The sequence below is a fragment of the Corallococcus sp. AS-1-12 genome, assembly GCF_020036995.1.
GTDB lineage: Bacteria > Myxococcota > Myxococcia > Myxococcales > Myxococcaceae > Corallococcus.
In genome coordinates this window covers 1-10,627 of the sequence record NZ_JAIQDD010000038.1, presented here as the reverse complement: position 1 = coordinate 10,627, position 10,627 = coordinate 1, and the positions used below count along the sequence as shown (strand labels likewise).

Here is a 10,627-nt window from a genome sequence, read left to right as displayed (position 1 = left end):
AGGTCTGGACCGCATCAGCCTCAACGCCTCGAGCGTAGGAACGGCGTTGCGCCGTTCTGGTTGAAATGCTGGACACTCTCCGCAAGGTAGCCTGTTCTTGGCTCTCTCCCTCCCGAGCACTACCGTCGGGGCGGGAAGCGGAACCAACGACGCAGCCGCCGTTTTCCCACCCCGACGGTAGTGCTCGGGAGGGGAGAGCCGGTGAGGCTACCGTGCCCCAGGTGAGCTGGTGGTGCCTTCCTGGCCTCCCTCGACCGCTCGAATTCGTCTCCGTCGCCCCTCCCTGAGCCGCCGCGCCCGTCGAAGGTAACTCGATGACCGCCAAGCTGGAGTCGTTCGTCCCCGCCGCCCCGCCGCAGGCCGCTCCTGAAGTCACGCCCGCCGCCACCCCCAACACCGCCGCGAAGCGCGAGGCCGCGAAGGCCGCGCACGACGCCCTCCTCACGCGCTGGAAGGCCATCACCGAGGCCGGCGGCGCGGACGAATGGGTGCGCGCCCAGCTCGTGGCGAAGGGCGCGCTCGCGGATGAAGTCGACTTCTCCTCGCTGAAGGACAAGGAGAAGACGGCCTGGAAGGAGAAGAAGAAGGCCGAAGCGGTGGAGCGCCGCGCGCTGGAGCGCCAGGCCCACGAGGCGTGGAAGGCCACGCACGTGAACCACCTGGGCGTGGGCATCTTCTGGAGCGAAGCCGGCCTGCCGGACAAGTTCGACCTGGAGCACCGCGAGGAGCGCGCGCGCCAGAACGGCCTGCCCCCGCTGAACACCGCGGAGGAGCTGGCCACGGCGCTGGGCCTGAGCGTGTCCAAGCTGCGCGGCTTCGCGTTCCACCGCGACGTGGACACGGGCTCCAACTACGTGACGTGGAGCATCCCCAAGCGCACGGGCGGCGAGCGAACCATCACCTCGCCCAAGCCGGAGCTGAAGGAAGCGCAGCGCTGGGTGCTGTCCAACGTCGTGGAGCGGCTGCCGGTGCACGGCGCGGCGCACGGCTTCGTGGCGGGGCGCTCCATCCTCACCAACGCGCTGGCGCACCGGGGCGCGGACGTGCTGGTGAAGGTGGACATGAAGGACTTCTTCCCCTCCGTGAACTGGCGCCGGGTGAAGGGCCTGTTGCGCAAGGGCGGCCTGCCGGAGAACACGTCCACGCTGCTGGCGCTGATGTCCACGGAGGCGCCGCGTGAGCGCATGTCCTTCCGGGGCAAGACGCTGCACGTGGCGAAGGGGCCGCGAGCCCTCCCGCAGGGCGCGCCCACCTCACCGGGCATCACCAACGCACTCTGCCTGCGCCTGGACAAGCGGCTCTCCGCGCTGTCGCGCAAGCTGGGCTTCACGTACACGCGCTACGCGGACGACCTGACCTTCTCCTGGACGAAGGCGAAGGCGCCCAAGGCCCGCCGCGCGCAGGGAGCGCCGGTGGCGGTGCTGCTCGCGCGAGTGAAGGACATCGTGGAGGCGGAAGGCTTCACGGTGCACCCGGACAAGACGCGGGTCGCGCGCAAGGGCAGCCGTCAGCGCGTCACGGGGCTCGTGGTGAACGAGGCGAAGGACGGCACGCCCGCCGCCCGGGTCCCCCGCGACGTGGTGCGCCGCCTGCGTGCGGCCATCCACAACCGCCTGAAGGGCAAGCCGGGCCGCGAGGGCGAGTCGCTCGAGCAGCTCAAGGGCATGGCGGCGTTCATCCACATGACGGACCCGGAGAAGGGCCGCATGTACCTGGAGCAGCTCGCGAAGCTCGAAGCCGCCCAGCCCGCCCAGGCCTAGCGGGCCGCCGCCTTCTTCGTCCGCCGGGAAGGCTTCTTCGCCGGAGCCTTCTCCTCCACGGCCGGAGCCACGGGCGTCTCCACCGAGGGAGCCACCGGCTTCAGCGCCGAGTCCGCGAACTCCCGCAGCCGGCGCGGATACTCCGTGGGCGCGGCGGCGGCGAAGTTGCCGTGCGAAGCGCCAGCGATGCGCCACGTCTGGGCATACGGCGCGACGTGCGCGAACAGCTCATCCAGCAGCGGCTGCCCGGACTCCTCCGTCCCCGCGACGATGAACAGGGGCCGGGGTTTGATGCGCTCCACGGCATCAATCGTTCGCACCTCGTCCAGGGCAATCCCCCGCCGCCAGAACGGCACCAGCGCCCCCGTCTGGGTGACGGCGCCGAAGCGGCGGAAGTCATACGCCGCCGCCAGCCACAGCGTGTTGAACGGAGACAGCAGCACGACCGCCGCGACCTGCGGGTCCTTCGCCGCCACCTCCGCCACCGCCGCGGAGCCAATGGAGAACCCCAGCGCCCCCACGCGAGCAGGGTCCACATCCGGCTGGGCCCGCACGTACGCCAGCGCCGCGCGCACATCCTGGCGCTCCTTGTCGCCCCAGGTGGACGTCTCGCCGCCGCTCTGCCCATGCGCGCGCAGGTCGAACAGCAGCACGCCATACCCCGCGTCGCGCAGCACGCGAGCCTCCGGCAGCGAATCCATCCGGGTCTGCGACAGGCCATGCGCCAGCACCCACGCCGCCTTGTTCCGCGAAGGCACGTACCAGCCGCGCAACTCCACCCCGTCGTCCGTGCGCAGCGTCACCTCGCGCGCGGAGCCGAAGTCCTCGGGCAGCACCGCCGCCGGCTTCGGATAGTGGAAGTACTGCTCGGAGCGCCACGCCGCACGGCCCGCCAACGCCAGCGCGCCCAGCAGGCAGGGCAACACCAACACCGCCAGCACCCGCCCCCACCGAATCCGCTTCAACAACCCAGCCATGTCCGCACCTCTCCGACAGCAAGCGCCCCGCACTCCAGGGCGGAAGTCGCCGTCCCGGGCTTGTGTTGGCTCCTGCCAGACCTCTAGACCCTATAGGCAGCAATGGGGTCCTGTTTTACAATTTAGGCGAACTTTCGCAGCGGCGGCAGACTGACCGTCCGGGTGAGCAGGCATGACGACGTCGAAGACGGTCTATGACGCGGTGGTGGTGGGTTCGGGAGCCTGCGGTGGCTGGGCGGCCAAGCAACTGACGGAGGCCGGGCTCCAGGTGCTGGTGTTGGAGGCGGGGCGCGGAGCGAACGCGGACCGGGCGCTCCACCTGATGCACCGCGTGAAGCAGAAGCTGGGCTACCGCATCGAGTCGGACAAGGCCCGCACGTCGCGCCAGTCCATCCAGTCCACGAGCTTCGCGTGGCCGTTCCATCCGCACGCCTTCGTGGATGACGTGGACAATCCCTACACCACGCCGTCGGACGCGCCGTTCGCGTGGATCCGCGCGAGGCAGGTGGGCGGACGGACCAGCGTGAAGGCTCACGGCCGCCAGTTCTACCGGCTGTCTGACTTCAACTTCCACGCGGGCAGCCTGGATGGGTTGAGCCCGGACTGGCCGCTGTCGCACGCGGACCTGGCGCCGTCCTACGAAATCGTGGAGCGGTGGATGGGCCTGCGAGGCAACCCGGACGGCGTGGACACGCTGCCGGACTCCGTCTTCACCGGCCCCGCGCCGCTGTCCCCCGGCGAGGTCCGCCTGCGCGAGAAGGTGAAGGCCCGCTGGCCCGGCCGTCACGTCGTCGCCCGGCGGACCGCGAACGCGCCGGTGACGCTGCCGGCGGCGCTGAAGACGGGGCGCCTGACGCTGCGCTCGCACGCCATCGCCAGCCACATCCTGCACGACCCGAACACGGGCCGGGTGACGGGGGTGTCCTTCATCGACGCCAACTCCGGCACCTCCGAGGAGGTGCGCGCGAAGGTGGTGGTGGTGGCCGCGGGCACCATTGAATCCACGCGGTTGCTGTTGCACTCGCGCAACCGGGCGTTCCCGGACGGTCTGGCGAACAGCTCGGGGCTCGTGGGCAAGCACCTGATGGACCACATGTACCTGCGCGGCATCGAGGCGCGGATGAACCTGCCCGCGCACCTCCAGCAGAAGGAGCACGGCTGGGCGTACATCCCCCAGTTCCGCAACGTCACCGAGCGCCACCCGGACTTCGCCCGGGGCTACGGCGTGCAGGTCTTCACCTTCGATGACCAGATGCACATGGTGCCCTTCGGGGAGATGGTCCCGCGCGAGGAGAACCGCGTCACGTTGAGCACCACGGTGAAGGACCGCTGGGGCATTCCGGCGGCGCACATCGAGTGCCGGCACTCGGACAACGACCTGAAGATGACGGAGGACGCGGTCACCTCCTGCCTGGAGATGCTGGAGGAGTCGGGCTGCACGGTGGAGAAGGTCAACAAGCAGCTCTCCGAGCCGGGCATGGCCATCCACGAGGTGGGCACCGCGCGCATGGGCAAGGACCCGAAGACGTCCGTGCTCAACCCGTTCAACCAGAGCTGGGACGTGCCCAACCTCTACGTCACGGACGGCTCCTGCTTCCCCTCGCAGGGCCCGCAGAACCCCACCCTGACGATGATGGCGCTCACCGTCCGAGCCTGCGCCCACCTGGTGGGCGAGCTCAAGGCCGGCCGCATCTGATTCCCCGCTGAAGACACCGCGAGGGGCCCGTGAAAACGGGCTCCTTGCACGGCTGGCGCGGATTTATTACCTACCAGTCAGTAACTAACCCTTCGCGCCATGTCCCGTCCCCCCCGCGTCACCGACCTGCAGATCGACGAAGCGGCCCGCTCCGTGTTCCTGGCGCAGGGCCCCTCCGCGCCGCTACAGGACATCGCGAAGCGGCTGGGCATCTCGCAGCCAGCGCTGCTGCATCGGGTGGGCACCAAGGAGGCGCTGATGTCACGAGCCCTCCGCCCCGTGCCGCCCACCGCGCTGGCGCTGCTGGCCCCAGGACCGAAAGACACCGCGCCCATCGAGGACCAGCTCCTGGAAGCGCTCCTGCATCACCGGGACTTCCTGCGCCAGTTGGTGCCCTGGTTGTTCGTGCTGCACTACTCGGCGCTGGGCGGCGCGAGGGCCATGCACCTGGACACGCCGCCCCCTGTCGCGCTGCGGGAGGGACTGACGAAGTGGCTCGCCCGGGCGAAGCGGGCCGGAAGGGTGGACCTGGCCGAGCCGAGGGCCGCGGCCGAAGCGCTCTGTGGCGCGCTGGAGGCCCGCTGCTTCAACGCCCACGTGGGCGGCGCCACCTACGCCCCGGGCCAGGATGAAGCCGTCCTGCGCCAGCTCATCCGCGCGCTGATGACACCCAGGGCGGCGCCGGCACGCGCCCGCAAGAAGCCGTCGAAGAGGACCGCCAGATGACGACCGCCACGCCCAAGCGCTTCCGCTCCACGGAGGGGCCCTGGCTGATCCTCATCCTGGGGGTGCTCATCGGCTTCGGGCCGCTGTCCATCGACATGTACCTGCCGGCGTTCCCCGCCATCGGCGAGTCGCTGCACGCGACCGCGGGAGAGGTGGAGCGCACGCTGGCGGCGTTCTTCGCGGGGCTCGCGGTGGGGCAGCTCTTCGCGGGCCCGGTGAGCGACCGCTTCGGCCGCACGAAGCCGCTCTACGCGGGTCTTCTGCTCTACGTGCTGGGCAGCATTGGCTGCGCGACCGCGCCATCGGCGGACGTGTTGGCGGCGTGCCGGTTCGTGCAGGCGCTGGGAGGCTCGGTGGGCATGGTGACCACGAGGGCCGTCGTGAGGGACCTTCACTCGGGAGCCGCGGCGGCGAGGATGATGTCGCGCCTGGTGTTGGTGATGGGCCTGGCGCCCATCCTGGCCCCGCTGCTGGGCGGCTGGGTGCTGCGAGCCGCGGGCTGGCGAGCCATCTTCGGAAGCCACGCGGTCCTCGGGCTCATCGCGCTGGGAGCGGTGTTCGTCATCCTCCCGGAGACAGCCCCTCCGAGGAGCGGCGCCGCACCCGCCAGACCCTTCCAGGCCATGTGGGGCCTCGCGAAGGCGCCGGACTTCCTGGGCCATGCGCTGGCGGCGGCGCTCGCGCAGGCTGGGATGTTCGCGTACATCGGCGGGTCGCCCTTCGTGTTCATCACGCTGCACGGCGTGAAGCCGGAGCACTTCGGCTGGTTCTTCGGAGCGAACGCGGCGGGGCTGGTGGCGGTGTCGCAGCTCAATCACTGGCTGATGGCGCGCTCCTCTCCGGAGCGGGTGTTGAAGCAGGCGGTGCGCATCGCCGCGCTGGCGGGACTGGCGCTCGTGACGGTGGCCTCGACGGGCCTTGGCGGGCTGTGGGGCATCGCGCTGTCGTTGTTCGTGTTCGTCTCCACCCTGGGAGCCATCACCCCGAACGCCACGGCCCTGGCGATGGAGCAGCACGCGAAGCAGGCAGGCATCGCGTCGGCGGTGCTGGGAGCGCTTCAGTTCATGCTGGCCGCCGGAGCCTCCGCGACGGTGAGCGCGACCCACGACGGCACCGCGAGGCCCATGGCCCTGGGAGTCGCCATCGCCGCCCTGCTCGCCCTGGGAGCACTGGGCCTGGCGAAGCGAGCCCCCGCGCACGGAACCACGGGCGCCGAGGGTGGGATTGACACTCCAGAACGTGAAGCCTGATGGTGCGGCGCGAAATGCTCGCACCCTTCTATTCCGCGTGTCCTGTCTGCAATGAGACCGGGTCCCGACCGGTCGTTGCGTTCCAAGAGCTGAGCTACGGCCGCTGCACGGGCTGTGGGCTCATCTACAAGCGCGAGCAGAAGCCAGGCCTGGGCGAGGGCTACGAGGAGAAGTACTTCAAGCACAACCGGGCGAAGTACCTGAGCCGCTGGGACCACCGGGTGCGAAAGTGCCTGCGCCAGGTGCTCGTGTGCCTGGAGTACGCGCCGCACGCGAAGGACCTGTTGGATGTGGGGTGCTCCGCGGGCTACGTGCTGGAGGCCGCGCAGCGAGCGGGCCTGAAGGCCACGGGGCTGGACTACTCCCAGTTCTCGGTGAACCTCTGCCGCGAGCGGGGCTACACGGCCGAATACGGCTCGCTGACACAGATGCCGTTCCCGGACGCGTCCTTCGACATCATCACGTTGAAGCACACGCTGGAGCACGTGGATCAGCCCATGGACGGGCTGCGGGAAATCCAGCGCGTGCTGAGGCCCGGAGGCGTGGCCTTCGTCATCGTGCCGGACGCGGCCTACTACAAGATCATCGTGATGCCCCGGAAGGGCCGCTCGTTCCGCCCGGACCGGCGAGGCTGGCAGCACCACGTCTACTTCTACGAGCACAACCTCGCGGACGCCTGCGCCAGGGCCGGGATGCAGCCGGTGAAGGCAGGCAAGGACATCCTGCGCCGGAGACTGGCCAAGGGCCTGCGAGCCCCCTACGAGTACGCCCGCTTCGCCTTCCTCTGGGCCTGGGTCCAGGTCTGCCGCCTGACGCACCTGCGCAGGGAGATCCAGGTCATCGCCCGGAAGCCCAAGGCGGACGCACAGCTCCCCGCCCCGCACGCCGAAGCTGCCTGAGCGAGGCGTCACACAGGGCGGCGAATCCACACCCCCAGCACCACGGCCAGCACGAGCGCCACGGGCCCCAGCCAGTCCCCACAGGCCCCCGCGAGCGAACTCAACCGGTCCGCCGAAGGCACACGCATCACGGTGCCGGCACGCTGGTTGTCCTCCAGCTCGGAGGTCCACGTCCCCGCGGGGTCGATGAACGCGGAGATGCCTGAGTTGGTCACCCGCACCTGGGCCGTACGCGTCTCGATGCTCCGAAACGCCGCATGCATCAGGTGCAGCCGGGGCGCGGGAGTCCCTGAGAACCACGAGTCATTCGACAGCGTGAGAATCAGGTCCGCGCCCTGTCGGACCTCGGCCGCGACGTAATTGGGGAAGATGGCCTCGTAGCAGATGAGCGGAGCGACCTTGAGCACGCGGCCGCCGTTGATGCGGAAGTCCACCAACCGGGGCCCCGGGCCACGCTTCCATCGACCGGTCCACGGAAGCATCGCGCGCAGGGCAGGAGTGTCCACCGCATCCGGAACCCACTCGGTGAGCGGGAACAGCATCGTCTTCCGGTACGAGGACTGAGCCAGCTCGCCCGTCGCGGAGGGCCCCAGGAACATGGCGGCGTTGAACTCGCGCTCGCCCTCCAGGTCGTACGTGCCGAACACCAGCGGGACCCCGCGCTCCGACACCCAGGAGCGGATCTCCTCATCCAGCGCGCCGCCGTCCTCGCTCTTCGGGGTGCCGAACGTCGTCGGATACACCGTCTCCGGCCACACCAGCAGGTCCAGCGGAGCCGAGCCCAACAGCGCATCCGACATCGCGTAATGCGTATCGAGGATGTTGCGAACGACCTCGTAGGTCCCCTGTTCCGCGGCCAGCTTCTCGATGTTGGTGATGTTCGCCTGCACCGCGCCCACCACCAGCGAAGGAGCCGAGTGCACCGCCGAGCGCACCTGCCCCAGCCGCACCCAGCCATAGCCCCAGCCCACGACCGCCAGCACCACCGCCACGACCACCGGCCTGAGCCGCAAGCCCTGCCGGGATGCGAGCCCCCGCGCGACCCGGACGACACACTCGTTGATGAGCAGCAGGCCCAACGTGAGCCCCGGAGCGCCAGCCAGGTCCGCGCCCTGACGCAGCGTCTCCGAGGCATACATCGAGTGGCCCAGCGTCTCCGCGAACAGCTTGGGCGTGAACCACTCGGTGCCCACGTACACGAGCGAGGTGAGCACGGGAGGCACCCACGCCAGGCGCGGCACCTCCGCCACCCGCCGGCGCGCGTACCACCGCACGCAGGCGGCGGTGATGAACTGGAGCTCCAACACAGGCACGATGAGCAGGAACACGCCCCAGCACAGCCACACGGGCGCGCGCGAGTACGCCGCGACAGCGCCCGGGAACCAGCCGAACACCGCCGCGGTGAACGTCACCGACAGCAACACGCCCAGCCCCAAGGCCCCCCGAGCGGAGCGAGCCCCGTCCAGGGCCGCGAGCCAGGGCGCCATGGCCACCATGGCCAGCCACACCCAACCCGGTCGCAGCGCTCCGAGCGCCGCGAACAGCATGGTGGTCGCCGCGACGCCCAGGAGCGCCCCGGCCCACCTCTTCACGGACGTCACTGCGAGTCCTCGTCCTCGACAGGGATGTCCAGCAGCTTGTGGGGCATGCCCGGGGGCGCCAGCTCCTCGGGCACCACGCGGTTCTCGGGGATCGGGATGGGCTGCCCGTTGGCGTCCTTGGGCGTGAAGTCCGGATGGAACATCAGGATGGCCGCGAGCGGCTGCCCCTGGTCCGTCGTCTGGTAGTGCCGCATGTAGCCAGGAGGCAGCTCGAAGTCGTCGGGCACCACAAGCCCCCGCTTCAACGGCTTGGTGCCGCGCTGGTACAGGGCCGTCCCGCTCTTGCCCTCGGGCGGCGGAGGGTCATCGACGGGCATGGGAGCAGGCTCCTCCACGGGCACGGGCGCGGCGACACGCGCGACAGCGGGGCGCACGGAAGGGCGCGAAGGCTCCAGGGAGGGAGCCACCGGAGCAGGGCGCTCCGCCACCACGATGGGAGGCAGGTCCTCGACAGGCACGGGGCGGGAGAGCCACCAGAGGCAGAGCCCCACGCACAGGCCCGTGATGGCGACGGCACTCCCGATGAGCCAGGAGCCCACACCTCCTGGGGAATCGCGCGAGGGCGTCACCCGCGTCACGCCATCGGAATCCGTGCGACGCTCAGGGCCAGGCTGCGGGGAACGCATGTTTTGAGGGGCCTCCAGGGTGCGTATGCTACGGAAGCCGCTCGTATCGAGGCAATGCGCGCGCGGCCAGGCCCCTCCCATGACCGTCGACGCCTCCGGCCCCTTCCCCGTCCACGCCTTCACGCCCCGTCTGCGTGCCCTGGGGGCGATCCTGCACACCACGGTGCTGGGCACGCTGTGCGCCGGCACCACGCTGCTGTTCAAGGACGTGCTCGCGGGCACCCAGACGCTGCAACCCGTGCCGCTCGCGGCGGGGCTCGTCGTGGGAGGAGTCCTGCCGCACATCGCGCTGCGCCTGTTGCGGATGGGAACGAGGGCCACCGTCACGGTTCGGCCGGAAGGACTGATGCTCACCCAGCAAGGGGGAGCGCACTTCGAGCTCCCCTTCGAAGCCCTGGAAGCCCTCCGCCCGTGGCGGCTGCCCATCCCAGGCCCGGGCCTGACCCTGCGGCTGCGCACGGGGCGAGCCTTCGACTACGGGCTGGAGGTCCAGGCCCCCATGCCCCTCCTCGAGGCAATGGGGACACGGGGAGACGCACGAAACGACCCGCGAGTGAGATACGCACAGGCGCGGAGCGAGAAGTGGCGCAGGCGCTGGTACGACCAGGCCCTGAAGTACGGCCTGGTGCCGGGAGTGCTCGCCGGCATCTTCTTCCGGGCGCACCAGTACATCTCCTTCGGAGGTCCGTTCGGAGAGCTCCAGATGTACGGTTGGACGGCGTACCTCACGTCCTTCGCGCGCACCTGGCTGCCGGTGTTCCTGGCCCTGCTGTTGTTTGGCTGTTTCTGGAGGGCCTTCGCTGAAGCGTTCTGCTTCGGCGCCGCGTGGCTGGGCCCACGGTGGACACGCAACGTCCGCATCGGCGCGGAGTGGACCTGCCGGGCGCTCTATTACGTGGCCCTGCCAGTCTTTCTCGCGGTGCGCCTGCTGGGCTGATCCACAAAGACAGCCATCCGCGAGCGCGAACCCCGCGCAAGCCAGCGGAGGCAAAGCCCGCAAAGACAAAGCCCCCGACGCCTTGCGGCACCAGGGGCTTTCAAAAAGAATCCGGCAGCGACCTACTCTCCCACGCGGTTTCCCGCGGAGTACCA

General features: G+C 70.0%; 9 protein-coding genes. 6 read left to right on the top strand and 3 right to left on the bottom strand.

Going from position 1 to position 10,627, the window contains the following annotated elements; all coding sequences use genetic code 11:
• The first annotated feature begins 314 nt into the window (after window positions 1-314).
• Window positions 315-1,760: a reverse transcriptase family protein gene (locus K8556_RS35540; protein ID WP_223744562.1), complete on the top strand. Its 1,446-nt coding sequence runs from the start codon at window positions 315-317 to the stop codon at window positions 1,758-1,760.
• Here K8556_RS35540 and K8556_RS35535 read toward each other — a convergent pair.
• Window positions 1,757-2,737, bottom strand: coding sequence for an alpha/beta hydrolase (locus tag K8556_RS35535; protein WP_223744561.1), 981 nt, complete (start codon window positions 2,735-2,737; stop codon window positions 1,757-1,759). The genes K8556_RS35540 and K8556_RS35535 overlap by 4 nt on opposite strands.
• 172 nt (window positions 2,738-2,909) lie before the next feature.
• On the opposite strand from K8556_RS35535, the gene K8556_RS35530 reads away from it, so the two are divergent.
• The 4 genes from K8556_RS35530 to K8556_RS35515 all read left to right on the top strand — a co-directional run bounded on the left by K8556_RS35530 (window position 2,910) and on the right by K8556_RS35515 (window position 7,308).
• A complete protein-coding gene (locus K8556_RS35530) occupies window positions 2,910-4,433 on the top strand; it encodes a GMC oxidoreductase (RefSeq protein ID WP_223744560.1) in 1,524 nt (507 codons plus the stop codon).
• 99 nt (window positions 4,434-4,532) lie between these two features.
• Window positions 4,533-5,159, top strand: coding sequence for a TetR/AcrR family transcriptional regulator (locus tag K8556_RS35525; RefSeq protein ID WP_223744559.1), 627 nt, complete (start codon window positions 4,533-4,535; stop codon window positions 5,157-5,159).
• Window positions 5,156-6,409, top strand: a complete 1,254-nt coding sequence (locus K8556_RS35520; protein WP_223744558.1) for a multidrug effflux MFS transporter — start codon at window positions 5,156-5,158, stop codon at window positions 6,407-6,409. The genes K8556_RS35525 and K8556_RS35520 overlap by 4 nt, the downstream gene beginning before the upstream one ends.
• 14 nt (window positions 6,410-6,423) lie before the next feature.
• Window positions 6,424-7,308, top strand: a complete 885-nt coding sequence (locus K8556_RS35515) for a class I SAM-dependent methyltransferase (protein WP_223744557.1) — start codon at window positions 6,424-6,426, stop codon at window positions 7,306-7,308.
• Window positions 7,309-7,316: 8 nt separating this feature from the next.
• Here the strand turns inward: K8556_RS35515 and lnt are convergent, their stop codons facing one another.
• Window positions 7,317-8,909 (bottom strand): apolipoprotein N-acyltransferase, encoded by a 1,593-nt coding sequence (gene lnt / locus K8556_RS35510; RefSeq protein WP_370640018.1) that lies wholly within the window; start codon window positions 8,907-8,909, stop codon window positions 7,317-7,319.
• Complete coding sequence (locus K8556_RS35505) at window positions 8,906-9,448, bottom strand: hypothetical protein (protein ID WP_223744556.1); 543 nt, start codon at window positions 9,446-9,448, stop codon at window positions 8,906-8,908. Before K8556_RS35505 ends, lnt begins: the two co-directional genes overlap by 4 nt.
• A gap of 166 nt (window positions 9,449-9,614) precedes the next feature.
• Here K8556_RS35505 and K8556_RS35500 point away from each other — a divergent pair, with 166 nt between their 5' ends.
• The gene (locus tag K8556_RS35500) at window positions 9,615-10,472 is read left to right on the top strand and encodes a hypothetical protein (protein WP_223744555.1); all 858 of its coding nucleotides are present in this window, start codon (window positions 9,615-9,617) and stop codon (window positions 10,470-10,472) included.
• The last annotated feature ends 155 nt before the right edge of the window (window positions 10,473-10,627 follow it).

Bases quoted from the DNA above. Each gene is read 5' to 3' on its own strand.
- K8556_RS35540 (WP_223744562.1), top strand. From the start codon at position 315: ATGACCGCCAAGCTGGAGTCGTTCGTCCCCGCCGCCCCGCCGCAGGCC.
- K8556_RS35535 (WP_223744561.1), bottom strand. From the start codon at position 2,737: ATGGCTGGGTTGTTGAAGCGGATTCGGTGGGGGCGGGTGCTGGCGGTG.
- K8556_RS35530 (WP_223744560.1), top strand. From the start codon at position 2,910: ATGACGACGTCGAAGACGGTCTATGACGCGGTGGTGGTGGGTTCGGGA.
- K8556_RS35525 (WP_223744559.1), top strand. From the start codon at position 4,533: ATGTCCCGTCCCCCCCGCGTCACCGACCTGCAGATCGACGAAGCGGCC.
- K8556_RS35520 (WP_223744558.1), top strand. From the start codon at position 5,156: ATGACGACCGCCACGCCCAAGCGCTTCCGCTCCACGGAGGGGCCCTGG.
- K8556_RS35515 (WP_223744557.1), top strand. From the start codon at position 6,424: ATGCTCGCACCCTTCTATTCCGCGTGTCCTGTCTGCAATGAGACCGGG.
- K8556_RS35500 (WP_223744555.1), top strand. From the start codon at position 9,615: ATGACCGTCGACGCCTCCGGCCCCTTCCCCGTCCACGCCTTCACGCCC.